Here is a 26,637-nt window from a genome sequence, read left to right as displayed (position 1 = left end):
ACGACCCGTGCGGTAGTTACCCCCGCAAACCGCTCGCCGCGCGCGCGAGGGCTTCCACCTCGGCCATCGAAGCCCCCTTGGGCGTCACCCAGCTGCCTCCGACGCACAGCACCGGCGCGAAGGCGAGCCATTCGGGCGCGCTCGCTTCGGTGATGCCGCCGGTCGGGCAGAATTTGCACTGGTAGAAGGGGGCGGCGAGCGCCTTCAGCGCCTTCAGACCGCCATTGGCCTCGGCCGGAAAGAATTTGAAATGGGTGAGGCCAAGGTCGAGCCCGGTCATGATGTCCGCCGCATTGGCGATACCGGGCAGGAACGGCACGCCAGCATCGATGATCGGGCGCGCGAGGTGCTGGGTCAGGCCGGGGGAGACGATGAATTCCGCGCCAGCATCCACGGCCTGCCCGAACTGGTCAGGGTTCACGACGGTCCCCGCGCCGACGATTGCGCCCGGCACCTTCTTCATCTCGCGGATCGCGTCGAGCGCGGCGGGGGTGCGCAGGGTGACTTCGAGCACCTTGAGGCCACCTGCGACCAGCGCCTCGGCCAGTGGGCGGGCAGTGGCGGCGTCCTCGATCACCAGCACCGGAATGACCGCGCTGGTCTGCATGATGTCGGTGATGGTCGGGGCAGCGCTCATAAGGTGTACTCCTGGGCATAAGCCGCCGCTGCGCCAAACAGGCCGGGCTGCGGATGGGTGATGAGTTTGACCGGAATCGCGGCCATGCGGTTCTGGAACCGGCCCTTGGCGGCGAAGCGCTCGGCAAAGCCTGAATTGCGGATATGGTCCTTCAGCCGCAAGCCAAGCCCGCCGGCAATGACCACACCGTTCGCGCCGTGCGCCAGGGCAAGATCGCCCGCGACCGCACCGAGGCTTAAACAGAAACGGTCCATCGCGGCGACGGCCAGACTGTCTTCGCCATCGAGCGCAGCGGCCCAGATCGCCTTGTCGTCGATGCGCGGGATGACGCGATGTTCGATATCGGCGAGCGTTTCATAAATGGCGACGATGCCGGGGCCGGAGACGACGCGCTCGGCAGAGACGCGGGTATAGGCCTTGCGCAAGCGCTTGACCAACTGGTCCTCCAGCCCGTCCAGCGGCGCGAAATCGACATGGCCGCCCTCGGTTTCGATCACGTGGTAGCGATCGGCCGTGCGCAGAACTTGCGCAACGCCGAGGCCCGTGCCCGGGCCGCAGACGGTAAGCACGCCGTGATCGGGGAAGGGCACGTCCGGCCCGCACAGATGCAGGAAATCGCCCTGATCGACTTGCGCCACCGCCTGGCCGACCGCGCCGAAATCGTTGATCAGCACGTAATTATCGACGTGCAGCCGCTCCTTGATCAGCGGCGGCCGGATCACCCAGGGATTGTTGGTCAGCTTGATCACGTCACCGCTGATCGGCGAGGCGACCGCGATGGCGGCGGCACGCGGCAGCGCGCGGCCCAATTGCGTGCCGAACGCTTCCCACGCGGTCTGGAAACCGGCATATTCGGCGGTCTTGAGCGTGACTGGCTCACCCAGCGAGACGACACGGCCCGCGGCCACCTCCGCCAGCGCGAAGCGCGCATGGGTGCCGCCAATATCGACCGAAACGATTTCCATGCTTACCATCCCATGCCGGTCAGCAGCGGTGAGGCGCCGCGCTCGGCTTCATTGGCGTTCTGGCGGAACAGGCCGAACAGTTCGCGGCCCATGCCGTCAATCTCGCTCGGCATCGACACGGGCGTGCGTGCCGCCCATTCCGCCGGATCGACCCGCGCGAACAGTTCGCCGGTCACCGCATCGAGCCGGATCACGTCGCCATCGCGCACGCGCGACAGCGGACCATCGCCCAGGGCCTCGGGCGAGCAATGGATCGCGCAGGGCACCTTGCCGCTCGCACCCGACATGCGGCCATCGGTGACGAGCGCAACGCGGAAGCCGCGATTCTGCAGCACGCCGAGCGGCGGCGTGAGCTTGTGGAGTTCGGGCATGCCATTGGCGCGCGGCCCCTGGAAGCGCACGACCACCACCACGTCGCGGTCGAGCTCGCCCGCCTGGAACGCGGCCTGGACCGACGCCTGATCGTGGAACACCCGCGCGGGGGCCTCGATCGTCCAGCGGTCCTGCTCGACCGCCGACACCTTGATGCAAGCCCGGCCGAGATTGCCGGTGAGGATGCGGAAGCCGCCCTCGGGCGCGAACGGCGCGGACGCCGCGCGCAGGATGCTCTCGTCGCCGCTCGGGCCGGGATCGACCCAAGCCAGCGCGTCGCCCTCGATCACCGGCTTGCGCCCATAATCGGCCAGGCTGCCGCCCGCGACCGTCAGCAAATCGCCGTGGAGCAACCCGGCCGTCACCAGTTCGCGGATGACGAAGGGCATGCCGCCCGCCGCCTCGAACCCGTTCACGTCGGCCGAACCGTTGGGGTAGACGCGCGTGATGAGCGGGACCGCCTTGGACAGGCGATCGAAATCCTCCCAGTCGAGCACGATCCCGGCGCACGCCGCGATCGCGGGCAAATGCAGCAAATGGTTGGTCGAGCCGCCAGTGGCGAGCAGGCCGATCGCCGCGTTGACGATCGCTTTCTCATCGACGCACAGGCCCAGCGGGCGATAGCTGTCGCCGTGCCAGCCATTGGCGGCGAGGCGGTGGACGGCGGCGCGGGTGAGTTCCTGGCGCAGCTTGGTGCCGGGGTTGACGAAGGCGGCGCCGGGCATGTGCAAGCCCATAACTTCCATCATCATCTGGTTGGAATTGGCGGTGCCGTAAAAAGTGCAGGTGCCCTTGGAGTGATAGGCACCGATTTCGGCCTCGAGCAGCGCCTCGCGGCCGACCTTGCCCTCGGCAAACGCCTCGCGCACGGCGGCCTTTTCCTTATTGGGCAGGCCGGAGGGCATCGGGCCCGACGGGATCAGCACCATCGGCAAATGGCCGAAGCGCAAGGCCCCCATCAGCAAGCCCGGCACGATCTTGTCGCAAATGCCGAGCAGCGCCGCGCCCTCGAACACGCCGTGGCTAAGCGCGATCGCGGTGGAGAGGGCGATGGTGTCGCGGCTGAACAGCGACAGTTCCATGCCGGGATAGCCCTGCGTCACGCCGTCGCACATGGCGGGCACGCCGCCTGCGACCTGCGCGGTGGCCCCGGCTTCGCGCGCCCACACCTTCATCTGCTCGGGATAGCGATAGTAAGGCGCGTGCGCCGAGAGCATGTCGTTATACGAGGTGACGATTCCGATGTTCATCGTCTTGCCCGAAGTGAGGGCAGGGCGATCCTCCTCGGTGCCGGCATAAGCGTGCGCGGCATTGGCGCAGCCCATCGCGGGGCGCTCGATATGCGAAGCGCGCGCGCGGCCGATCAGGTCGAGATAGGCGGCGCGGCTGGCCTTGGACCGCTCGATCACGCGGTCGGTGACGGCGGCGATTTCCGGGTGCAGGGTCATGCGATCGCTCCTTGTTCCGTTCGTGCTGAGCTTGTCGAAGCACCGCCTGCCATCAGGACGGTCTGCGCGTGTGCCGACCGCCCTTCGACAGGCTCAGGGCGAACGGAGAGCGGCATCACGCAGCCGCCCAGTGAATGTCGACGGGCAATTCGGCATCGGCCAGCACGCGGCCGATCGGGTAAGCCGAGGAGGGCCCTTGCTTGATCGCTTGTTCGATCACCTTCTTCTTGGCGTCGCCGGTGACCGCGATGATCAACGCGCGTGCCGAAACGATCGCGGCGCGGCTCAAGGTGACGCGCGCGACCGGCGCTTCCTTGGGCAGCGGCTCTGGCATCACGCCCAGCGCGCGGCGCTCATTCGGGCCCGACAGCGCTTCGTCGAAATCGGGGCCGGGGAAGATCGAGGCGGTGTGGCCATCCGCGCCAACGCCGAGCAGGCACAGATCGAGCGGCCAGTGCAGATCCTGCATCAGCGCGTCGGCGGAGCGCCCGGCGGCCTTGTAATCGGCGGTCGCGGCGGGGACGATCGGCATCACGCGTGCGCCCTTGGGCAGGAAGGTCTTGGCGATCATCGTCACGTTGGACAGCGGATCGCCCAGCGGCACGATACGCTCGTCGGTTGGCACGATGGTGACGCGCTTCCAGTCGATCTTGGCCTTGGCGAGGCGTTCGTAGATCGGGATCGGCGTCTTGCCGCCCGACAAGGCGATGACGGCTGCACCGCGCGCATCGATCGCGGCTTCGATGATGAAGCCGATGTCGCCGGCGACGGCATCCGCCATCTCCTCGGCATCGTCATAATCCCACCATTCGATTTCTTCGCTCATGATCTTTGTCCTTATCTCCCTCTCCCCGCTGGCGGGGAGAGGGTAGGGGAGAGGGGGACGCAGTGCGTCAGACATATGTCTGCGTTCCTACGCCGCCCCCGCGCTTTGTTTTCTCACCCTCCCCGGCGGGGAGAGGGAGGTTTCAATCGTCCTGCCAGGTCACCCCGTCGCGCTCGGTTAGCGCGACCGCTGCGCTCGGCCCCCAGCTGCCCGAGGCATAGCTTTTGGGCTTCATGTCATTGGCGACCCAACCGGCGCGGATCGCGTCGATCCAGGTCCATTGCGCCTCCACCTCGTCGCGGCGCACGAACAGCGTCTGGTCGCCCTCGATCAGGTCGAGCAGCAGCCGTTCATAGGCGATGCGGCGGCGGGTGCCGGCAAATTCCGAATCGAGGCTGAGGTTCAGCGGCACTTCGCGCAGGCGAATGCCCTCGCGGTCGAGGCCGGGCTCCTTCGCCATCACCAGCAACTGCACATATTCCTCGGGCTGCAAGCGGATGATCAGCGCATTGGGCTGCAACAAGCCGCCGCGATTGGAGAACATCGAGTGCGGCACGGGCTTGAACTGGATGACGATTTCGGAACGCCGCGTCGTCATGCGCTTGCCGGTGCGCAGGTAGAAGGGCACGCCCTGCCAGCGCCAATTGTCGACATGCGCCTTGAGCGCGACGAAGGTCTCGGTGGTCGAAGGCTTGCCGAGTTCGTCGCTATAGCCGCGCACGATCGCGCCGCCGCTGGCACCCGCCGCATATTGGCCGGTCACCGACATTTGCGGCACATCGACCGGGGCGACTTGCCGCAGCGAGCGGAACACCTTGGCCTTCTCATCGCGGATCGCCGAGCCATCGAAGCGGGCGGGCGGCTCCATCGCGATCAGCGCCAGCAATTGCAGCATGTGGTTGGCGACCATGTCGCGCAAAGCGCCCGCGCCGTCATAATAGGCCGCACGCTCTTCCAGGCCGACCGTTTCGGAAATGGTGATCTGGACATTGTCGATGCCGCGCGCATTCCACACCGGCTCGAAGAAGCTGTTGCCGAAGCGCAAGGCGAGGATGTTCTGGACGGTTTCCTTGCCCAGATAATGGTCGATGCGGAAGGTCCGCTCCTCGGGGAAGGCGGTGGCGACGGTGTCGTTGATTTCCTGGCTGGAGGCGAGATCGTAGCCGAGCGGCTTTTCTAGGCCGATCCGCACGGTTTCCCCGGCGAGGCCTGCCGATTCGAGGCCGCGAATGACCGGCTCGAACAGCGACGGCGCGGTCGACAGGAAAATGGCGAGCCCGCCGGAAATGTCGCCGACCTTCTCCGCCAATTGCTTGTAATGGTCGAGATCGGTCGCATCGAGCGCCTGATATTGCAGGCGGTCGAGGAAGGTCTTGGCGGCTTTCTCGTCCTTGCGATCCTCGGGCAGGAACTGGTCCAGCGCGTGCTTGGCGAACTTGCGGAACGTCGCATCGGTATGATCGGAGCGGGCTGTGCCGGTGATCGTCAACCCCTCGGGCAGCAAACCGTCGGCATGCAGGCCATAAAGCGAGGGGAGCAGCATCCGCTGCGCGAGATCTCCGGTCGCGCCGAACAACATCAATTTGGCGACGGGCGTGCGGACGGGCATGCTAAATCGACCTCCTGGGGAAGGGGTCACCTAAAGAGGCGCAAGCGCGCCGCCAAGGTGAATACGTATCACGGGGCACCAAAAAGTTACAGCGTCAGCCCTGCCAAAGGATCGAACCCGGCCATGATGTTGAGGCTCTGCACGGCGGCACCGGCAGCGCCCTTGCCAAGATTGTCCAGCGTCGCGATCAGGCGCGCCTGGCCGGTGGCGGCATTGCCGCACACGCGGACGGTCAGCCGATCTGTGCCGGCATCGTCCTCGATGCACACCACGTCGCTATCACCGTTGCCGACGGTGATCAGCGCGCTGTCGGCATAAGCCTCGCGCAGCGTCGATTCGCACACCGCCAATGTCGGGCGGCGGGTGAACATATGCAGCGCCAGCGGCACCTCGACGATCATCCCGCGATAGGTGTTGGCGACCGACGGCATGAAGATCGGTGGATGTTCCAGCCGCGCATGCTTCTGCATTTCGGGCACATGCTTGTGCGCCAGACCCAGCCCATAGGCACGCGCGGCGGGCGGTGGATTGACGCCCTCAAATTCGGCGATCATCGCCTTGCCGCCGCCCGAATAGCCCGACACGGCATTGACGCTGATCGCCCAATCGACCGGCACCAGCCCGGCGCGCACCAGCGGGCGCACGAGCGCGAGGAAGCCGGTCGGATAGCAGCCGGGATTGCTGACACGCTTCGCATCGGCGATCGCGGCGGCCTGGCCCGGCTCCAGCTCCGGGAAGCCATAGGTCCAGCCCTCGGCGGTGCGGAACGCGGTCGACGCATCGATCACGCGCGTGCGATCATTGTCGATCAGCGAGACGGCTTCGCGGGCGGCATCGTCGGGCAGGCACAGAATGACAAAGTCGCTGTCATTGAGCGCTTCGCCCCGCGCGACGGTGTCCTTGCGCCGCGCCTCGTCGAGCGAGATCAGCGTGATTTCGCTGCGTCCGGCAAGCCGCTCGCGGATTTCCAGGCCCGTGGTGCCGTGCGCACCGTCGATGAAGACCGAAATGCTCATGGTGCGGGCCATGACAAAGCGTCGGCGTCGACATAGCCGACCAGATCCTTGCCCGGTGCGCGGCCCCAGGCGCGGCCGCGGACGAATTCCAGCACTTCGAACACGTCGCCAATCTCCAATTCGACCAACACCGCCGAATCGGGGGCGGGTTCCTCACGCAAGGCAGCCGCTGCGATCACCACGCGGGGGACGGCGCAGGCATAATGCGGCGCAAAAACGCGGTCGGCCAGGCGAATATCGGCGAGATCGCGGCGCACGGCGTGTCGCCGCGGATCGAGCGTTACGGATGCGCCCTGGAGCGCAAAGCTCCTACGTGCTGGCGCGTCGAAGGCTTCGCTGGGGAGCGTGTTGTGGCGTGCTGTCGCCGATGAACTGCCCGAAATCGTCAAGAAACTCTGCCCCCTCGGAGGTACGTGCGACAAAGATATTACGCTTGTCGTTATCGTCGCGTTGACGGCGCAGATAGCCCAGGGTGCCGAGCCTGTTCAAGGCGCGCGTTATAACGGGCTTCGAAACGTTGAGCATGGTCGCCAGTCCGCGCACGGTATGCGGCCCCGGCTGGAGGTATACCAGCAGCAGCAGGGCCATTTGCCGATTGGTCAAATCGGGCTCGCCCGACCGAACATAATCGATCAGGGTCTCCATCCATTCGGTGAGTGCATGATTGGTGTGTGAAGCCACGGCAAGTGTCCGCAAATGACGCAATAAAGCCCCACAATTGGGGATATTCCTGAGAACCTAACGCGCCGCGCCGCATCAGGTTTCAGTTCGATTGCGGAATGTTTACAACCCTTGGATGCGGCACGCGGTTGATCGCGTGGCGCACCTCGCCTATGTGCCCGGCTTCGCCACTGGCGCACCCAAGGATTCAACCCGCTTCATGCTGCTCTTCCAGTTTCTCCTCGTCGTCCATTTCGTCATTGCGCTGGCGCTGGTGACGGTCGTCCTGATGCAGCGTTCCGAAGGCGGCGGGCTGGGCATGGGCGGCAGCCCGGGCGGCCTGATGTCGGCGCGCGGCGCGGCCGATTTCCTGACGCGGGCGACGTCGATTCTGGGCGGCCTGTTCATCGCGCTCAGCATCCTGCTCGCGGTGCTCGCAGCGCAGGGGCGCGTGGCCAAGGTGGTGGCTCCGACCACGCCGCCGCCCGCTGCCGCCACCGCGCCGATCCAGGCACCGGCGCAGACCGACCCGAGCGTTCCCTTCGCCAGCGGTGCGCGCAGCGCGCTCGCGCCGACGGGCAACACCGCCGCGCGGGCCGATAACGGCACGGTTCCGCTCGCCCAATAAGTCGCGCGCGGGCCGTCTTCCGGTCCGCGCACTTTTCCAAAAATATCGGAGTCGCGTGCTTGTCGCGCCACCCCTCTTCACGCTAGGTCTTTTCTCCCATGGCGCGGTTCATTTTCATTACCGGCGGCGTGGTCTCCTCGCTTGGCAAGGGTCTGATGGCGGCATCGCTCGCCGCCCTCTTGCAAGCGCGCGGCTATCGCGTCCGGATTCGCAAGTTCGATCCGTATCTTAACGTCGATCCGGGGACGATGTCGCCCTATCAGCATGGCGAAGTCTATGTGACGGATGACGGGGCCGAGACCGATCTCGACCTGGGCCATTACGAACGCTTCACCGGCGTCGCGTCGCGCCAGTCGGACAATATCACCTCGGGCCGAATCTATCAGCAGATCATCACGCGCGAGCGGCGCGGCGATTATCTGGGCGCCACGGTGCAGGTCATCCCGCACGTCACCGATGCGATCAAGGAATTCGCGCAAGCCGAGACCGACGATCTCGATTTCGTGTTGTGCGAAATCGGCGGGACGGTCGGCGATATCGAATCGCTGCCGTTCATCGAGGCGATCCGGCAACTCCGCAACGATCTCGGACGCGGCAATTCGGTCAGCATCCACGTGACGCTGGTGCCGTATATCGCGGCGGCGGGTGAGTTGAAGACCAAGCCGACGCAGCATTCGGTGCGCGAACTGGCGGCGCTCGGCGTGCAGCCAGACGTGCTGGTGTGCCGCTGCGAACAGCCTTTGCCCGAAAGCGAACGGGCGAAGATTGCTTTGTTCTGCAACGTACCCAAGACTGCGGTGATCCCGGCGCTGGATGCGAAGAGCATCTATGCGGTGCCGGTGCAATATCACCATGAGGGCCTGGACGATGCGGTGCTCAACGCCTTCGGCATCCTGCCCGGCAGCGCGCCCGACCTGTCACGCTGGACCGATATCATGGACCGGCTGACCAACCCCGAGGGCGAAGTCACCATCGGCGTGGTCGGCAAATATGTCGGCCTGCAGGACGCATACAAGTCGCTCAACGAAGCGCTGGTCCATGGTGGCATCGCCAACAAGGTGAAGGTCAATGTCGAATGGATCGACGCCGAGCTGTTCGAAGGGCCTGATAGCGACATTGCCGCGCGGCTGGAGCCGATGCACGCGATCCTGGTGCCCGGTGCCTTTGGTGAACGTGGGGCCGAGGGCAAGATCGCCAGCGTGCGCTTCGCGCGCGAACGCGAAATTCCCTATTTCGGCATTTGCTTCGGGATGCAGATGGCGTGCGTCGAAGGCGCACGCGATCTCGCCGGTATTGCCGATGCCAGCTCCACCGAATTTGGCCCGACCGACGAGCCGGTGGTCGGCATGATCACCGAATGGATGACCGCCGAGGGCGTGCAAAAGCGCGAGGCCGGCGGCGATCTGGGCGGCACGATGCGGCTCGGGGCCTATGCCGCCAAGCTCGACGGCAACAGCGTGGTGTCGACCATCTATGGCGACACCGACATTTCCGAGCGTCACCGCCACCGCTATGAGGTCAACACCGCCTATCGCGAAGTGCTCGAAAAGGGCGGCCTGGTGTTCAGCGGCATGTCGCCCGACGGGATGCTGCCCGAAATCGTCGAACGGCCCGACCATCCCTGGTTCGTCGGCGTGCAATTCCACCCGGAATTGAAGAGCAAGCCGTTCGACCCGCATCCCTTGTTCGCCAGCTTCGTCGCCGCAGCGGTGAAACAGTCGCGATTGGTCTGATCGCGCTTATGCGGTCTGGCGGAATGCCCACTGCAGTCCGAAAAAGGAGCGGGCGCGACTGAAATCGTCGGCCCGCACCAAAAATCCTTAAAGATCGCACTGGCTTCGCGCCGCGTCCGCCCATAGTCTTGTCTCCGGACTTGAAGACGTAAGGGGGATCATTTGCGACGTATTCACTCGGTGAGCCTGGCGGTTATTGCTGCCGGGCTGCCTTCCATCGCTTTCGCAAATGAAACCCCGCTCTATCAGCCCGCGCCGGGCTGGATCGTCACCGCGCCGATGCCCGACCTCGCCAAGCTCGACGCGGGCGCGCCGCCGAACCTGATTTTCGACGTCCAGCAACGCATCGAGAACGGGCGGCTATGGGCCTATGTCGATAGCGCGACGCGGATCGCATCGCCCGAGATGCTGGCGCAGGCAACGTCGCTCGCCTTGCCGTGGGTGCCCGACCAGGGCGATCTGATCATCCACGAACTCTCCATCCAGCGCGGGGCCGAGCACATCGACCTGCTCGCCAAGGGCGAGAAATTCACGGTGCTGCGGCGCGAGCAAACGCTTGAGCAACGCGAACTGACTGGCATCCTGACCGCGACGATGGCGGTGGAGGGGTTGCAGGTCGGCGACGTGCTGCGGCTGCGGATGTCGACCACGACGACCGATGCGGCGCTGGCCGGACGGGTGCAGACCGTGATGCCGGTGTTCGCCGCACCAACGCGGCTTGGTTATGCCAAAATGCGCTTCTCCTGGCCGACCGCGACGCCGCCCAAATGGAAGCTGCTCGCCGAGGGCGTTACGCTGACCCCGGTGCGCAACGGCACCTATAGCGAAGTCACCATCCCCCTGCCGGCCCCGAAGCAACCCGAAATGCCCGCGGACGCGCCGGTCCGCTTCCGGCATCCGCCCTTGATCGAACTGGCGACGTTCAAGGATTGGGCCGACGTTTCGCGTGTGATGGCCCCGCTATACGCGACGCCCGAATCGACCAATCCGAATGACCCGATCCTGGCGGAAGCCGCCGCGATCATGAAGGCCGACCCGACGCCGATCGGCCGCGCGGAACGGGCGCTCGAACTGGTCCAGCAGAAAATCCGCTATCTGGCGGTGGGCATGAACGGCGGCAATTATGTCCCGCAAAAGCCGGAGCGGACCTGGGCGGTGCGGTATGGCGACTGCAAGGCCAAGACGCTGCTGTTGCTGACCTTGTTGCGGGCGATGAAGATTGAGGCTGAGCCCGTGTCCGCCAATATCGGGCTCGGCGACATCGTGCCCGACCGTTTGCCCAGCCCGATGGCGTTCAACCACGTGCTGGTGCGCGCGACGATCGATGGACAAACGCTGTGGCTGGACGGCACCGGCAGTGGAGCGCGCCTGATCGATATCCACGACACACCACCGCTCGGTTATGTCTTGCCGATGCGCGCGGCGGGTGCCGATTTGCTGAAGATCGAGACCCACGCCAACGCCCGGCCGATGGTGGATCTGACGGTCGATGTCGATGAGAGCGCCAGCGTCGATTTGCCGAGCGCGGTGGATGCGGTGGCGGTGGTCCATGGCGGTTATGCGGCGGCCTTGACCTTGGCCAAGACGCAGATGGGGGAGAAAGAAGAACGCGACTCGGTCAGCGGGTTTTTCACCACTTACCTTGGCGAAGGGCAGTTTTCCGATACTGCGATGGTTCCCGATCCGCTGACGGGCGACGTCACGCTGAAGGCGCATGGCATCGTCAATTCGGCCTGGACGACCGACGATCGTCGGCGCAAGCGCGCGCTGGCGCGGGCGCTCGACAACGTCACCTTCGCGCCCGACCGCAGCAAGGTAGCCTGGACGACGATTCCGGTGGCGACGGGCGATCCGTTTGGGATGCGGTATCGGTTGCGGCTGCGTCTGCCCGACCGGGGGCGCGGCTTCGCGATCGAGGGCGAGCCCGACATGAAAGAACTAGTCGCGGGTTACGAAATTTCACGCACGACCAAGCTCGATGGCGGGGTCGTTACGGTTGACGAGCGGATCGACACCGTCGGCCGCGAAGTGCCGGTCGCGCGCATCCCGATCGAGCGCGATGCCGTGGCGACCGCGAAGGCGCGGGCACCGCGTCTGGTCGCCCCGGTGGCGACGGCGCGCAAATGGGACATTGGCGCAAGCGATCCCGCTGGCGCGTCGCAGATCACCGCGATCAACGCGGTTCTGGCCAAGGCGATCGTTGCCACCACCGCCGACGACAGCAGCGCCTATGCCACGCGCGGTTCCTTCCGGGCGAATACGGGGGATCGCGTGGGGGCGGTTGCCGATTGGACGAAGGCGATCGCGATTGAACCGTCGATCGACCTGTATTTGAAGCGCGCAGCGTCGCGCTACGAAATGGGCGATGTCAAAGCCGCGCTGGCGGATGCCGAGGCGGCGCGGGCGCTCGATCCGTCATCGGAAGCTGCGATCGGCCGTGTGACGATGCTGAAGGCGGAAAACGGCGATCTGGCGGGCGCGCTCGCGCTGCTCGATCAGCGGATCGCGCTGGGCGGGGAGATGCGAAGGACATTCCGCACCGTCAAGGCCAGCCTGATCGGGGAATATGGCGATCCGACCGAGGCCATCGCGCAGTTCGACGCCTTGATTGCTGACAAGCCCGGCTCTCCCAGCCTGATGAATGCGCGATGCTGGGCCAAGGGCACGCGCAGCGTAATGCTCGATACCGCGGTAAAGGACTGCACCAGGGCCATCGAATTGAGCGAGGACAGCACTGCCGCGCTGGATAGCCGGGCTATGGTGTGGTTCCGGCTGGGGCGGTTTGACGACGCGCTGGCCGATCTCGATGCGGTTCTCGCCGCCGAGCCGGGACAGGCCAGCAGCCGCTTCCTGCGGGCGATCGTGCTGCAACAGCTCCACCGCGATGCCGAGGCGGCAAGCGAGTTGAAGATCGCCCGGCGGATCACCCCGAGCGTCGACCGGCATTATGCGCGCTATGGAATCAAGGCGCGGTAAATAACAAGAAGGGGAGATGGCCGTGCCGAAGCGCGGCCATCTCCCGCTTGGCGTTACGCCGCCTGGACGGTGCTGGCATCCTCGACCGCGACCAGCGGGGTGCCGGTCTTGATCGCGATCGTCTTGGGCTTCATCGCCTCGGGCACTTCGCGGACCAGGTCGATGGTGAGCAGGCCATCGTTCAGCCGGGCATCCTCGACCCGCACGAAATCGGCGAGTTCGAAGCGACGCTCAAAGCTGCGATTGGCGATGCCGATGTGGAGGAACGAGGAGGATGCGGCCTCTTTCTCGTCCTTGCGCCCCTTCACCTGCAACAGGTTCTGCTGCGCGGTGATCTCGATCTCGTCGCGGCCAAAGCCCGCCACGGCCAGCGTGATGCGGTACCGGTCGCCGTCGAGGCGTTCGAGGTTGAAGGGCGGATAATTGTCGGCGCTCTGCTGCCGGGCATTGGCTTCGAGCATGTCGAACAGCCGGTCGAAGCCGACGGTCGAGCGGCGATAGGGGGTCAAATCGAACTGACGCATGGTGAACTCCTTTACAAGCGAGTGTCTGTACGTCGAGCCGGGCCCGCCACCTGCGCGACCCCGCCCGGTGCGGCCCCACGGGCACCGCACGCGCAGAATCTGGTTCGCTTCGGCGTCAGTTCAAGACCTGCCGGTACAGAATTTCGCGGCGGTAAAGACTAGCTTTGGTGGCGCAAAGAAGGAGAGGGCGTGAATATCCCCTCAAACGATGGGCATTATGTCCCGACTCGGGGCAAAGCTCCGGAACAAGGGGACGTTCATGCTCGCGCACTTGCCGCTCATTCTGCTTGCCCATGCGACGCTCGCGCCACCCTCGACGCCGCCGGAGCCCGCTGCGCCGGAGGTGACCGATGGCGATGCACAGGCAAATACGGGCGATATCGTGGTCACCGCACGCCGCCGCGCAGAAACCGAACAGACCGTGCCGATCGCGCTGTCGGTGCTGAGCGGGCGCACGCTGGCGGACAGTGGCGCGTTCAACGTCAACCGGCTGCAGCAGCAAGTTCCCTCGCTGCAATTCTATTCGAGCAACCCGCGCAATTCGGCGATCAACATTCGCGGGCTGGGCGCGCCGTTCGGCCTGACCAATGACGGGATCGAGCAGGGCGTCGGTTTCTATATCGATGGCGTGTATATCGGGCGCGTCGGGGCCGCGACCTTCGATTTCGTCGATGTCGACCGGGTCGAGGTGCTGCGCGGGCCGCAGGGGACTCTCTACGGCAAGAATACGACGGCGGGCGCGCTCAACATCACCACCCGTGCGCCGAGCTTCACGCCCGAGGCGCGCGCCGAACTCAGCGTCGGCAATTATGATTTCGTGCAGGGCAAGACTTCGATTTCGGGGCCGATTACCGACACGCTGGCGATCCGCCTGTCGACCTCGGCGACGACGCGGCACGGCACGATTTACGATGTGGCCAGCAACACCGATCTCCACCGCCAGCGCAATATCGGGTTTCGCGGGCAAGTGCTGTACAAGCCGAGCGACACGCTCAGCCTGACGCTGGCGGGCGATCTCAACGTGCAGAACCCTTTGTGCTGCGCGCAATATTATGCGCGCGTCGGCACCACGCAGCGCGCGGCGAACCGGCAATATGCGGCGCTGGCGGCGGCGTTCGGCTATGCGCCGCCCAGCACCAACCCGTTCGATCGCGTCACCGATCTCGATGCCACGATCAATTCACGGCAGGAAGTGGGCGGGGCGTCGCTCGTCACCAATTGGGATTTGGGGGGGGCTACGCTCACCTCGGTGTCGGCATGGCGCTATTGGGACTGGAAGCCGGCCAATGACCGCGATTTCGTCGGCCTGCCGATCACCACCGTGTCGCAAAACCCGTCGCAGCAGGAACAGGTGTCACAGGAAATCCGGCTCGCGTCGAACGGAACCCACAAGCTCGATTACACGGTTGGCGCATTCCTGTTCCACCAGACGATCAACACCCAAGGCTCGCAGGTGCAGGGATCGGCGGCGAGCCGGTATCTGCTCAACCCCGGCAACGTGCCGGTGGGATCACGCGGGTGCGCGTCCCCGACCGCCAATGCCTGCAACCCGGCGGTGCTGAACGGGTTGACCTCGACCAATACGATCAATTTCAAGAACACCAGCTTCGCCGTGTTCGGCAAGCTGAACTGGGAAGCGTTCAACCATTTCCACGTCCAGCCGGGCATCCGCGTCAATTATGACAAGAAGAGCGGCTCCTATGTCTCGGTCGTCACCACTGGCAGCGGCAGCACCACGCTGAACTCTGACCAGTCCGCCACGCTCGCCCCGCAAAGCTATGCGCCGCGCTTCAGCGCATGGAACGTGTCGGGCGATGTCACGCTGTCCTATGATTTTGCGGCGGATGTGCATGGCTATGCGACCTATGCGAAGAGCTTCAAATCGGGCGGCATCAATTTGTCGGGCTTGCCGCTCAATGCGGCGGGGACGGCGGTCGATCTGACCACGCAGACGGTGAAGCCCGAAAAGGTCGATGCGTTCGAGCTGGGCCTGAAGACGCAATTTTTCGATCGCCGCGTGACACTGAACGTCGCCGGGTTCTGGACCGAGATCGGCGATTATCAGGCGACGGTGAATAACGGCCAGTTGACCGTGATCCGTGGCTATCTCGCCAATGCGGGCAAGGTGCGCTCGCGCGGGGTGGAGTTCGACGCCAGCTTCCGCCCGAGCAAGCGCTTCAACCTGTATCTCAATGGTGCCTATACTGACGCGATCTACAAGAAATTCACCAACGCGCCATGCCCGCCCGAGCTCTCCGGCGGCACGGTGACGACGGGCACGCCTGGTCCGGCAGGGGTGCCGGGATCATTGAGCCCGGTGGTGTGCGATATTTCCGGGCAGCGTCTGCCCGGCATCTCGAAATGGTCCTTCTCCTACGGTGGCGAATATAATGTGCCGGTCGGCGGCGGGGACGGGCAGGTGTATCTGGGGTATGATGGCAGCGCGCGCTCGCGCTTTTCGTCCAATCCGTCGCCTTCGGCTTACACCTGGATCGAGGGGTATTCGCTGTCCAACTTCCGGCTTGGCTATCGCAAGAAGGACTTCAACGTCTTTGCCTGGGTGCATAATGCGTTCGACCAGGATTATTTCGAATTGTTGTCGACGCAATCGGGCAGCACCGGGCTGATCGTCGGGCAGCCGGGCGACCCCCGCACCTTTGGCGCGACGATTTCGGCATCGTTTTGAGGCGTAGCCGTCACCCCGGCCTTGTGCCGGGGTCCACTCCGCCGCTTGGAGAACGTGCGGAGTCGAGCGACGCGGGTGCTGCACGGTGGACCCCGGCACAGGGCCGGGGTGACGGGGGCGGGGAGGTGTGACGGGAGGAGCGCCGACGGCAAAGCCGCCGTCGGTCGGGCTCGCCACAGGGGCGACCCGCCGTCCGATTTGGGCGATCCGCTGCGCGGACCGGTGGCCCGCATGGCCACCTTCGCCCAAATGCAAACGTCCGAGCCGTTTCCGACCCGGACGCCTGCGTGACGATCGCTCGTCAGCCCCCATCTCGCTCTCGCTGCACGCCTTGCGGCGGCGCTGAAAGCATTCCCCGAACCACGGCCGTTGCCTGTGTGTCAGTGACAGAAGCGTTAAGTGTGAGTGAGCGGCTTGTCATGGGGAATATGGCCGATCCGTAGCGATTGCGGCGCTGCTGTGGCGCTTGCGCAACAGGGGGCAACAGTTGCCAGCGCTGCATGTGCGCCGTAGAGCGGGCTCCATGATCCTCTCCCGCTATGAACGCATGATCGCCCGGCGGTATCTGCTGCCCGGCAAAGGCGAGGGGTTCATCTTCCTCGTCGCTGGCATCAGTCTGGTCGCGGTGATGCTCGGCGTCGCCGCGCTCGTCATCGTGATGAGCGTGATGAACGGCTTCCGCGCAGAATTGTTCGACAAGATCGTCGGGCTCAACGGCCATGCCGTGGTGCAGGGGTATGCCGGGCAATTGCGCGATTGGCGCGACATCGTCGCGCAGGCCGACAAAACGCCGGGCGTGACCAGCGCCACGCCGATGATCGAGCAGCCGCTGATGACCACCTATAACGGCCGCGTCGAAGGCATCTTGCTGCGCGGGATGCAAGTGTCCGACATTCGGAGCAACAAGACGATTGGCAGCAAGGTGGTGATGGGCTCGCTCGCCTCGCTGAAGCCGGGTAGCGGCGTGATCGCGATCGGATCGGGTCTGGCCGACCAATTGGGCGCGGTGGTCGGCAGCCAGATTTCGCTCATCAGTCCGCAAGGCCAAACGACGCCGTTCGGTACTGTGCCGCGTATCGTCAGCTACACAGTCGGCGCGATCTTCACGATCGGCGTGTACGATTATGACAAGGCCTATGTCATCATGCCGATGGAGGATGCGCAGACGCTGCTGATGATGGGCGATTCGGTCGGCATGATCGAGCTGCAGACCAACGATGCCGACCGCGTCGGCACGATCCTCGCCCCGCTTGCCAAGCAAGTCGGGCAGCGCGCGGTGATCCAGGACTGGCGGCAGATGAACGCACAATTGTTCGAGGCGCTCTCGGTCGAACGCGTTGCGATGTTTACCGTGCTGTCGATCATCATCCTGGTCGCGGTGTTCAATATCCTGTCCTCGCTGATTATGCTGGTGCGCGCCAAGACGCGCGACATCGCGATCCTGCGGACGATGGGGGCGAGCCGGGGGGCGATGATCCGTATCTTCATGACCGTCGGCACCACGATCGGCGCGCTGGGCGTGGTCGCGGGGCTGATCCTTGGCTTCATCTTCCTGCATTTCCGGCAAAATATCGTTGATTTCGTGCAATTGGTGACGGGTCAAAACCTGTGGGATCCGTCAATTCGGTTCCTCACCACATTGCCCTCCAAGACCGATCCGCTCGAAGTGACGGTCATTTCGCTGATGGCGCTGCTGTTCAGCTTCCTCGCCACGCTCTACCCCGCGCTGAAGGCGGCGAGCACCGATCCCGTGCAGGTGTTGCGCTATGAGTGAACCCGTCCTCAGCGTTGCCGGCCTGACGCGCGCGTTCAGCCAGGGCGGCGAAACCATCGAAGTGCTGCGCGGGGTCGATTTGCATGTCGGCGCGGGCGAGATCGTCGCGCTGCTGGGGCCCTCAGGCTCGGGCAAATCCACGCTGCTGCAGGCGGTCGGGCTGCTCGAAGGCGGTTTCGGCGGATCGATCCGCATCGCGGGCGAGCAAGTCGCCAAACTCGATTCGGACGGGCGCACCCGCGTGCGCCGCGATTCGCTCGGTTTCGTCTATCAATTCCATCACTTGCTGCCCGATTTCAACGCGACCGAGAATGTCGTGCTGCCGCAGTTGATCCGCGATCGCACCCACGCCCAAGCCAACGAGCGCGCGACCGCCTTGCTCGGCGCACTCGGCCTCGGCCACCGCCTGACGCACCGCCCAAGCCAATTGTCGGGCGGCGAGCAGCAACGCGTCGCCGTCGCCCGCGCGCTCGCCAACCAGCCCGCTTTGGTGCTGGCGGACGAGCCGACCGGCAACCTCGACGAGGCGACGGCGGACGTGGTGCTGGCGGAGTTCCTCCGGCTGGTACGTGGCGAGGGCTCGGCGGCGCTGGTCGCGACCCATAATGAGCGGATGGCGCTGAAGATGGACCGCGTGGTGCGCCTGCACGAGGGGCGGCTGGCGTGAGCGCCTGGACCACACCTCCTACACTCACCGGCCAGCACGTCACGCTGCGCCCGACCGTGCTCGATGACCGCGACGCCATCGTCGCGGCGGGGGCGGATGGGAAGATCAGCGAACTGTTCTTCACCAACGCCTCGACGCTGACCGACCCCGACGCCTTCATGGCGGCGCTGTTCAAGGAGCGCGATTTCGGGCGGGCGATGCCGTTTACCGTCTGTACCCCCGACGGCCGCGTGGTGGGCCTCACGCGCTATATGCGGATGAACGCAGGCCATAAGCGGCTGGAAATTGGCGGCACCTTCTACGCCAAGTCGGTGCAGCGCACCGGCGTCAACACCGAGGCGAAGTTGCTGCTGCTCACCCACGCCTTCGAGGTGATGGGCTGCAACGCGGTGCAGATCCGCACCGACTGGTTCAACAAACGCTCGCAAGCGGCGATCGAGCGGCTGGGGGCCAAGCGCGATGGCGTGCTGCGCAACCATCAAGTGATGGATGGCCGCGTGCGTGATCTTGTGGTCTATTCGATCATCGCCAGCGAATGGGCCGGGGTGCGGCAGAATCTGCGCTTCCTGCTCGCGCGCCACGCTTGAGGAGTGCGTTCATGCCTGCCATCACCGATCTCACCGTCAAAGCCGCCGATGGGACCCCGGTCGACCTGTCGGCTTATGCCGGCAAGGTGCTGCTGATCGTCAACACCGCCTCCAAATGCGGCTTTACACCGCAATATGAAGGGCTGGAGGCGCTGCACCGCCAATTCGGCGACCGCGGGTTTGAAGTGCTGGGCTTCCCGTGCAACCAGTTCGGCGCGCAGGAGCCGGGCGATGCCGCGGAAATCGCCAATTTCTGCTCGCTCACCTATGACGTGACCTTCCCGGTCTTCGCCAAGATCGACGTCAACGGCGCCAATGCCGATCCGCTGTTCGTCGCGCTCAAGAAGCAGGCACCGGGCTTCCTCGGCACCGAAGGGATCAAGTGGAACTTCACCAAATTTCTGATCGGCAAGGACGGGCAGGTGGTCGAACGCTATGCGCCAACGACCAAGCCCGCCGACATCGCGGCGGACATCGAAAAGCTGCTTTAAGAGGGACTCTGTGGGCGGCATGGTTCGGGCGCGGCACGCGGTGGTGTTGGGAGCGGCGCTGAGGCTGCTGTTGGCGTCGCCCGGCATGGCGGCGGCTTCCCCCGAGCGCACCATCGCGATCGAACGACCGCAGCAGCTGAGTGGTCACCCGGTCGGGGGACAGTTGCCGATCGTGACCTTGCGGATCGGCGCGGTGTCGCTGCGCTTCCTGTTCGATACGGGGGCGTCCGAGGTCGTGCTGAGCGAGCAGACTGCGGCACAGCTTGGGCTGCGCGGCACGGCGATGCAGACCGGGGCCGATAGCGGCGGCGTCGCTGTTGCCGGACACTATGTCACGGGCGTTGATCTCGCGACGGCAGACGGCGCGCCGCTCCGCCATTTCGACCGCGTGCTGGCGATGCCGCTGGGCCCGCTTGAGGCGCTGGGGCTGGCGGGGGTGATCGGGCCGCAGGCGCTGGCCGCTACCGGGTGCGTGCGCGTCGATTTTCGCGGGGGCGTGGCGACGGTGGCCGGAGCGGATGCGGCGGCGTGCCGTCCGCTGACCAAGGGAGCCAATGTCGCGGCACCGGGCTGGCGCGGAGACGACCGGCCGCATGTGCCGGTCGGCGTGGGGGATGGTGCGAATACCTCGCCGTTTCTGGTCGATAGCGGCGCATGGCGCAGCGCGATCCCGCCCGCCGCCGCCACCCAGCTCCCCCGCCTGCGGACCGCGCAAAGCCGCGGGGTAGGGGGGAAGATGGTGACTATGGACATCGTCGGCCCCGTCACCCTCAAAGTCGGGAACGCCCCGCGACCCTTGCCAGAGGCGGCGGTGGTCGAGGGGCGTCCGACGGGTGTGTTGGGGTTCGATCTGCTATCGGGCATGACCCTGGTGCTGCACGCCGATGGGGCCTTCTCGATCGGCGAGTGATCAGCGCCCCGGGACGCCGATCGCCTGGAGCGTTGCGGTGATGCCGCTGAACAGGAAGCTGATCCCCAGCACATAACCGGGCAGCGTCAGCGCGGTGAAGGGAATGCCCCAGATGATCCACACTGCCAGCACGATGTTGAGAATGCCGAGCAGGATCAAGCTGATCCCGAACCGCCGAAAGCGTGCACCGATCGCGATTTCCATCACGCCGCGCGCGGTCAGCCAGATCGCGATCATCAACGTCAGCGAGACGGCACCGGTGGCGGGTTCGACGATGATCCACGCGCCGATCACCAGCGACAGGATGCCGCTCAACAGCGTATAAGCGGAGAAGTGGTGGCCGCGCAGCCCGAAGCTGGCAACCGCGGCGACCGCGCCGGTCGCGATCAGGAACGAGCCCGCGAGCAACGCGGCGGTCAGCGTCGCGGTGACGGGCCACAGGAAGGCGGTGATGCCGACGGCGATGCTGAGCAGGCCGTAAGCCAGCAGCCAACCCGTCCCGACGCGAGCGGAGGTGGTGGACGAACCGAAAGTCGTGTCGTTCATATCTGTCTCCAGGGTAAAGTGCCGGTTCGGCGGTGGAAGAATTTGATTTTACCTAAGAACCCCGATCGCGCCATGGCACTATACGTAAGTTTACGGTGCAACGCAGGCGGGGCGGTGGGGTTCACCGCTTTACGAATCGGCGCATTGGGCGCTACCAACCGGAATGGCCCATTCCGCGTTCGTACCCCTTCGGATCTTCTCTTCCTACACCATGCTCGACGGCGCGATCGAGCCCAAGGCGATTGCCAAGCGCGCGCAGGAATTGGGCTTTCCCGCCGCCGCCCTGACCGACCGCAATGGCCTGTACGCAGCGATGGCGTTTGGCGATGCCGCGCGCGCGGCGGGGGTGCAGCCGGTGATCGGCACGATGCTGGGCGTGTGCCGCCCCGACATGCCTGACGCCGCCACACCGGTGATCGACTGGCTCGCGCTCTATGCGCAGGATGAGGATGGCTATCGCAACCTGTGCATATTGGTGTCGCGCGCGCATCTTGATCGGCCGCTGGAACTCGCGCCGCATGTCGATTTCGCGGCGCTGGAGGGGCATACCGACGGCCTGCTCGCGCTCACCGCCGGGCGCGAAGGCGGCCTGGCGCGGCTGTTCGCCGAGGATCAGCCGGAGCGCGCGCTGGCTTATGCCGATCGCTTGCAGGCGCTGTTCCCCGACCGGCTCTATATCGAGCTGACCCGGCGGCTCGACGAGATCGAAGGCAAGGCCGAACCGGCGCTGCTCGATCTCGCCTATGACCGCAATCTGCCGCTGGTCGCGACCAACCCGTGCTGCTTCGCCACGCAGGATTTCAGCGAGGCGCACGATGCGTTGCTGTGCATCGCCAATTCGACCTATGTCGCCAGCGAAGACCGGCCGCGCACCTCGCCCGATGCGTGGATGAAGCCCGCCAAGGACATGCGCGAGCTGTTCGCCGACTTGCCCGAGGCGATCGCCAACACGCTGGTGGTGGCGCAGCGCTGCGGCGTCGGCGCGCCCAAGCGCAAGCCGATCCTGCCGAGCCTCGCGGGTGACCCCACGGCCGAAGCCGCCAAGCTGCGCGAGGACGCCCATGCCGGGCTCGAGCGGCGGCTCGACCGGATCGAGCAACTCGCGGTCTCTGCTCCCCTCCCGGTTACGGGAGGGGCTGGGGGAGGGGAGTCTTCTGCGGCTGGTTCAGGCCCTCCCCCAACCCCTCCCGCGAGCGGGAGGGGAGATTCGGACTGGCGTGAGCCGTATCGCAAGCGGCTCGATTTCGAGCTCGACGTCATCATCCAGATGGGGTTCCCCGGCTACTTCCTGATCGTCGGCGACTTCATCAAATGGGCGAAGGATCATGACATCCCGGTGGGGCCGGGGCGTGGTTCGGGCGCGGGTTCGGTCGTCGCCTGGGCGCTGACCATCACCGATCTCGATCCGATGAAACTCGGCCTGCTGTTCGAACGCTTCCTCAACCCGGAACGCGTGTCGATGCCCGACTTCGACATCGATTTTTGCGAAACGCGGCGTGGTGAAGTGATCCGCTACGTCCAGGAGAAATATGGCCGCGACCAGGTCGCGCAGATCATCACCTTCGGAAAGCTGAAGGCGCGCGCGGTGCTCAAGGACACCGGGCGCGTGCTGCAAATGGGCTATGGCCAGATCGACCGGCTCGCCAAGCTCATCCCCAACCTCCCCGCCGACCCATGGGACCTGAAGCGCGCGATCGACGGCGTGTCGGAGCTGCACAGCGAATATAAGAACGATCGCAGCGTGCGGCATTTGCTCGATCTGGCGATGAAGCTGGAAGGTCTGCCGCGCCACAGCTCGACCCACGCGGCGGGCGTGGTGATTGGCGACCGTCCGCTTGCCGATCTCGTGCCGCTCTACCGCGATCCGCGCTCGGACATGCCCGTCACCCAGTTCGACATGAAATATGTCGAGGGCGCAGGGCTGGTGAAGTTCGACTTTCTCGGCCTCAAGACGCTGTCGGTGCTCAAGAAGGCGATCGACCTGCTGGCTGCGCGCGGCGTGAGGGTCGATCTCGATGCGCTCGAATGGGATGACGAGGGCGTCTATAAATTGCTGCAAAAGGGCGACACGGTCGGCGTGTTCCAGTTGGAATCCGAAGGCATGCGCCGCACGCTTTCCGCCGTGCGCCCATCCAATTTCGGCGACATCATCGCGCTCGTCTCGCTTTACCGTCCGGGCCCGATGGACAACATTCCGATGTTCGGCAGGCGCAAGAACGGGCAGGAAGAGATCGCCTATCCGCACCCGCTGCTCGAAGGCATCTTGTCCGAAACCTACGGCATTTTCGTCTATCAGGAACAGGTCATGCAGGCCGCGCAGATCCTGGCCGGCTATTCGCTGGGGCAGGCCGACATGCTGCGCCGCGCCATGGGCAAGAAGAACCAGGCCGAGATGGACGCCCAGCGCGCGCATTTCGCCGAGGGCTGCAAGACCATCAACGGCATTGATGCTGCCAAGGCCAACGAACTGTTCGACTTGATCGACAAATTCGCGGGCTACGGCTTCAACAAATCGCACGCCGCCGCTTACGCCTTGCTGTCCTATCAGACGGCATGGCTGAAGGCGCACCATCCGCACGAATTCTTCGCCGCCTCAATGTGCTTCGATCAGGCGCAGACCGACAAATTGAGCGTGTTCATCGACGATATGCGCCGCCTCGGCGTCGCCATCCTGCCGCCTGACATCAACCGCAGCGAAGCCGAATTTTCGGTAGAGGATAGTGGTGATGGCTTGGCGGTGCGCTACGCCCTTGCCGCGCTCAAATCGGTCGGGGAAGGCGCGATGGAGAAACTCGTCGCCGAACGCGAGGCGGGCGGGCCGTTCGAGTCGATCGACGATCTCGCACGCCGCATCGATCCGCGCATCCTCAACAAACGCCAGTTGGAAACGCTGGCGGCGGCGGGCGCGTTCGATGCGTTGAACGACAATCGTGCGGGCATCGTGGCGAGCGCCGAAACCATCCTCGCCACCGCCGCGCGCATCCACGATCAGAAGATCAGCGGGCAGGGCGGGCTGTTCGGCACCGCCGAAGCCTCCGAGCCGCCGATCAAGCTGCCGCTCTCCGCGCGCTGGACGATGGCCGAGCGGATGGACCAGGAGCGCGAGGCGTTCGGCTTCTATTTCTCGGCGCATCCGGTCGACCGGCACAGCCATTTGGCCAAGCTGCACGGCGCGCGCAGCTTCGTCACGCTCGGCGAACTCAACATTCCCGATGACGGCACCCGCGCCGGTGCGACCATGGCGGTACTGGTCGAGGATGCGCGCTGGCGCACTTCGGCGCGCGGCAAGCGCTATATGATGGCGACGCTGTCGGACCCGTCGGGTCAGTTCATGGCGACCTGCTTCGATGATGCGGTGGCGGCTGAGCTGGAGGAATGCGCGCGCACCGGCGGCTGCGGATTGGCGACGGTCGAGCTCGATCGCCGCCCTGGCGAGGAAACCCCGCGCGTATCGGTCAAGCGGCTGCAATCGTTCGAATCGCTCGCCTCCAACGCGCGCTTCTGCCTGGAACTGTCGGTCGATACGCCGGGCGCGATGGCGGCGTTGGCGGGGATGTTGTCGGAGGCGCGCGGCGCGCGCGGCGAAGTGTGGGCGACGGTGACGGTTTCGCCGGGCGAGACGACGCGCGTGCTGCTCGGGCGCGACTTTCTGCTCGACGGGGAGCTTGCCGCGCGGATCGAAGCCTTGCAGGATGTTTCGAACGTAGTGCTGAGAACCGCAGAGGCGCGGCTGGCACTCGTCGGATAATCCCCCTCCCGCCTGCGGGAGGGGTTAGGGGAGGGCACGCGACCGGGCACCATGATGCCTCCGCCACCCCTCCCGCAGGCGGAGGGATGTCTATGCTCGGTGGAATGCAGGATTTTGAATTGCGGGTGCCGCGGCTGCTGGACCACGCCGCGCGCGAACATGGCGCGCGCGAGATTGTCAGCTATTGGGCCGATGGCCGCGAAACCCGCACCGATTGGGCCGGTGTCGCGCGCGATGCCCTCAAACTCGCGCAAGCGCTGGAGCGGATCGGGCTGAAGCCGGGCGACCGCGTCGCCACGCTGGCGATGAACCACAGCCACCATCTGGTCGCCTGGTATGGCACGATCGGGATGGGCGGGGTGATCCACACGATCAACCCGCGCCTGTTCGACGAACAACTCATCTATATCGCCAACCATGCCGAAGACCGCGTGCTGCTCTATGACAAGCAGTTCCAGCCGCTGGTCGATCGGCTGAAACCGCATTGGACTAGCATCGAACGCTATGTCTGTTTCGACGATGGCAGCTTCGACGCGCTGATCGAGCGCGAAGATGGCGATTATGCCTGGCATGAAGGCCCGGAGCGTGATCCCTGCATGTTGTGCTACACCAGCGGCACCACGGGTAATCCCAAGGGCGTGCTGTACGAGCATCGCTCGACCGTGATCCATGCCATGGCCGAAGTCGCGCCCTGGGTGTTCAACCTCTCGCCGAGCGCCGTCGTGCTGCCGGTGGTGCCGATGTTCCACGCCGCCTCCTGGGGCCTGCCCTTTGCCGGCGCGCTGGCGGGCGCGAAATTCGTTTATGCCGCAGTCAACGATCCGGCGGTGCTGTGCCGCCTGATGAACCAGGAAAAGGTGACGCATTCGGCGGGCGTGCCGACTGTTTGGCTGGCGCTGTTCGGCCATATCGATGCGACGGGCGAGGTGCCACGTTTCCTTAGCCAAGTGACTATCGGAGGCTCGGCCGCACCGCGCGCGATGATCGAGCGGATCATGGGCATGGGCGTCGAGGTCAAGCATCTGTGGGGCATGACCGAGACCTCGCCGATCGGCACTGCCGGTTTCCCGCCGCCGCATTGGGACGATATGAGCGCCGATGCGCAGCTCGATCATGTCGGCAAGCAGGGGCAAGTGCCGTTCGGGATCGAACTGCAAGTGGTGGATGACGCAGGCGCGGTGCTGCCGCGCGACGGCACCAGTTCCGGCCGATTGCAAGTGCGCGGGCCGTGGGTGGTGAAGCGCTACTTCAAGGCAGCCGATGACGCGGTCGATGCCGACAATTGGTTCGACACCGGTGATGTCGCGGTGCTCCACACCGACGGCACGATGCAGATCACCGACCGCGCCAAGGATGTCATCAAATCGGGCGGCGAGTGGATTTCATCGGTCGATCTGGAAAATGCCGCGATCGGCTGCGCCGGGGTGGCGGAGGCAGCGGCAATCGGCGTGCCCCATCCGAAATGGGATGAGCGCCCGCTGCTGATCGTGGTGCGCAAGCCCGGCAGCGCGGTGACCCCGCACGAAATCCGCGCGCATCTGGCCCAGCATGTCGCGAAATGGTGGCTGCCCGATGATATCGTCTTCGTCGATGCCCTGCCGCACACCGCGACCGGAAAATTGCTGAAAACCGCGCTGCGCGAGCGTTTCAAGGATCATGTGCTGGCGGCGGCTTGAGGTTTCTTCCGCTTACATAGCTCGGTTCCATCTCCGTTCGGGCTGAGCCTGTCGAAGCCCTCGCTCGCTCCACGCGCGTCCCGCGCTTTGAGAGGAGCCCTTCGACAAGCTCAGGGCGAACGGGGAATTTTGATGCCGCCTACCCCCCGATCCGTTCG

The 26,637-nt window shown here is 65.2% G+C and carries 21 protein-coding genes; 11 read left to right on the top strand and 10 right to left on the bottom strand.

Annotated features, from left to right (window positions below; translation table 11 throughout):
* Positions 1–16: 16 nt before the first annotated feature.
* From eda to H4W01_RS10695, 8 genes are all read right to left on the bottom strand, one after another.
* Positions 17–637, bottom strand: a complete 621-nt coding sequence (eda, locus tag H4W01_RS10730) for a bifunctional 4-hydroxy-2-oxoglutarate aldolase/2-dehydro-3-deoxy-phosphogluconate aldolase (protein WP_209610970.1) — start codon at positions 635–637, stop codon at positions 17–19.
* Positions 634–1,602, bottom strand: a complete 969-nt coding sequence (glk, locus tag H4W01_RS10725; RefSeq protein WP_209610969.1) for a glucokinase — start codon at positions 1,600–1,602, stop codon at positions 634–636. Before glk ends, eda begins: the two co-directional genes overlap by 4 nt.
* Before the next feature lie 2 nt (positions 1,603–1,604).
* The gene (edd, locus tag H4W01_RS10720; protein ID WP_209610968.1) at positions 1,605–3,422 is read right to left on the bottom strand and encodes a phosphogluconate dehydratase; all 1,818 of its coding nucleotides are present in this window, start codon (positions 3,420–3,422) and stop codon (positions 1,605–1,607) included.
* A gap of 115 nt (positions 3,423–3,537) precedes the next feature.
* Positions 3,538–4,248: a 6-phosphogluconolactonase gene (gene pgl, locus H4W01_RS10715; protein WP_010403330.1), complete on the bottom strand. Its 711-nt coding sequence runs from the start codon at positions 4,246–4,248 to the stop codon at positions 3,538–3,540.
* A gap of 142 nt (positions 4,249–4,390) precedes the next feature.
* Entirely contained in the window at positions 4,391–5,857 is a 1,467-nt protein-coding gene (gene zwf / locus H4W01_RS10710; protein WP_209610967.1) for a glucose-6-phosphate dehydrogenase, read from the bottom strand.
* An 86-nt stretch (positions 5,858–5,943) separates the two neighbouring features.
* Positions 5,944–6,873, bottom strand: a complete 930-nt coding sequence (argC, locus tag H4W01_RS10705) for an N-acetyl-gamma-glutamyl-phosphate reductase (RefSeq protein ID WP_209610966.1) — start codon at positions 6,871–6,873, stop codon at positions 5,944–5,946.
* Positions 6,870–7,130, bottom strand: coding sequence for an SH3 domain-containing protein (locus H4W01_RS10700; protein ID WP_010403327.1), 261 nt, complete (start codon positions 7,128–7,130; stop codon positions 6,870–6,872). Before H4W01_RS10700 ends, argC begins: the two co-directional genes overlap by 4 nt.
* 52 nt (positions 7,131–7,182) lie before the next feature.
* A complete protein-coding gene (locus H4W01_RS10695; protein WP_029622419.1) occupies positions 7,183–7,518 on the bottom strand; it encodes a MarR family transcriptional regulator in 336 nt (111 codons plus the stop codon).
* A 235-nt stretch (positions 7,519–7,753) separates the two neighbouring features.
* Between H4W01_RS10695 and secG the strand changes: the two genes are divergently transcribed.
* The 3 genes from secG to H4W01_RS10680 all read left to right on the top strand — a co-directional run bounded on the left by secG (position 7,754) and on the right by H4W01_RS10680 (position 12,870).
* Positions 7,754–8,161, top strand: a complete 408-nt coding sequence (secG, locus tag H4W01_RS10690; protein WP_029622418.1) for a preprotein translocase subunit SecG — start codon at positions 7,754–7,756, stop codon at positions 8,159–8,161.
* Between the two features lie 98 nt (positions 8,162–8,259).
* Positions 8,260–9,894 carry a CTP synthase gene (locus tag H4W01_RS10685; RefSeq protein WP_010403321.1) on the top strand — a complete coding sequence of 545 codons (1,635 nt, stop codon included), beginning with the start codon at positions 8,260–8,262 and terminating at the stop codon, positions 9,892–9,894.
* A 162-nt stretch (positions 9,895–10,056) separates the two neighbouring features.
* The gene (locus tag H4W01_RS10680) at positions 10,057–12,870 is read left to right on the top strand and encodes a DUF3857 domain-containing protein (protein WP_334685233.1); all 2,814 of its coding nucleotides are present in this window, start codon (positions 10,057–10,059) and stop codon (positions 12,868–12,870) included.
* 53 nt (positions 12,871–12,923) lie between these two features.
* Here the strand turns inward: H4W01_RS10680 and H4W01_RS10675 are convergent, their stop codons facing one another.
* Positions 12,924–13,394 (bottom strand): Hsp20 family protein, encoded by a 471-nt coding sequence (locus H4W01_RS10675; RefSeq protein WP_010403315.1) that lies wholly within the window; start codon positions 13,392–13,394, stop codon positions 12,924–12,926.
* Between the two features lie 259 nt (positions 13,395–13,653).
* Between H4W01_RS10675 and H4W01_RS10670 the strand changes: the two genes are divergently transcribed.
* From H4W01_RS10670 to H4W01_RS10645, 6 genes are all read left to right on the top strand, one after another.
* Positions 13,654–16,080 (top strand): TonB-dependent receptor, encoded by a 2,427-nt coding sequence (locus H4W01_RS10670; protein WP_209610965.1) that lies wholly within the window; start codon positions 13,654–13,656, stop codon positions 16,078–16,080.
* Between the two features lie 523 nt (positions 16,081–16,603).
* Positions 16,604–17,854: a lipoprotein-releasing ABC transporter permease subunit gene (locus H4W01_RS10665; RefSeq protein WP_209610964.1), complete on the top strand. Its 1,251-nt coding sequence runs from the start codon at positions 16,604–16,606 to the stop codon at positions 17,852–17,854.
* Positions 17,847–18,521 carry an ABC transporter ATP-binding protein gene (locus H4W01_RS10660; RefSeq protein ID WP_209610963.1) on the top strand — a complete coding sequence of 225 codons (675 nt, stop codon included), beginning with the start codon at positions 17,847–17,849 and terminating at the stop codon, positions 18,519–18,521. The genes H4W01_RS10665 and H4W01_RS10660 overlap by 8 nt, the downstream gene beginning before the upstream one ends.
* Positions 18,518–19,108 carry a GNAT family N-acetyltransferase gene (locus H4W01_RS10655; RefSeq protein ID WP_209610962.1) on the top strand — a complete coding sequence of 197 codons (591 nt, stop codon included), beginning with the start codon at positions 18,518–18,520 and terminating at the stop codon, positions 19,106–19,108. Before H4W01_RS10660 ends, H4W01_RS10655 begins: the two co-directional genes overlap by 4 nt.
* Positions 19,109–19,119: 11 nt before the next feature.
* On the top strand, positions 19,120–19,599 hold the full coding sequence (locus H4W01_RS10650; protein WP_334685232.1) for a glutathione peroxidase: 480 nt from the start codon (positions 19,120–19,122) through the stop codon (positions 19,597–19,599).
* Positions 19,600–19,618: 19 nt separating this feature from the next.
* Entirely contained in the window at positions 19,619–20,509 is an 891-nt protein-coding gene (locus H4W01_RS10645) for an aspartyl protease family protein (protein WP_334685426.1), read from the top strand.
* Here the strand turns inward: H4W01_RS10645 and H4W01_RS10640 are convergent, their stop codons facing one another.
* Positions 20,510–21,055, bottom strand: coding sequence for an HdeD family acid-resistance protein (locus tag H4W01_RS10640; protein ID WP_209610960.1), 546 nt, complete (start codon positions 21,053–21,055; stop codon positions 20,510–20,512).
* A gap of 163 nt (positions 21,056–21,218) precedes the next feature.
* Between H4W01_RS10640 and dnaE the strand changes: the two genes are divergently transcribed.
* Both dnaE and H4W01_RS10630 read left to right on the top strand, forming a co-directional pair.
* Entirely contained in the window at positions 21,219–24,803 is a 3,585-nt protein-coding gene (gene dnaE / locus H4W01_RS10635) for a DNA polymerase III subunit alpha (RefSeq protein ID WP_209610959.1), read from the top strand.
* A 92-nt stretch (positions 24,804–24,895) separates the two neighbouring features.
* Positions 24,896–26,479 carry a long-chain fatty acid--CoA ligase gene (locus H4W01_RS10630; RefSeq protein WP_209613327.1) on the top strand — a complete coding sequence of 528 codons (1,584 nt, stop codon included), beginning with the start codon at positions 24,896–24,898 and terminating at the stop codon, positions 26,477–26,479.
* Positions 26,480–26,637 lie beyond the last annotated feature (158 nt).

The sequence above is a fragment of the Sphingomonas sp. PL20 genome, assembly GCF_017875905.1.
GTDB lineage: Bacteria > Pseudomonadota > Alphaproteobacteria > Sphingomonadales > Sphingomonadaceae > Sphingomonas > Sphingomonas echinoides.
Note: the sequence above shows the minus strand (reverse complement) of the source record. Positions and strands in the feature narration are given on the sequence as shown.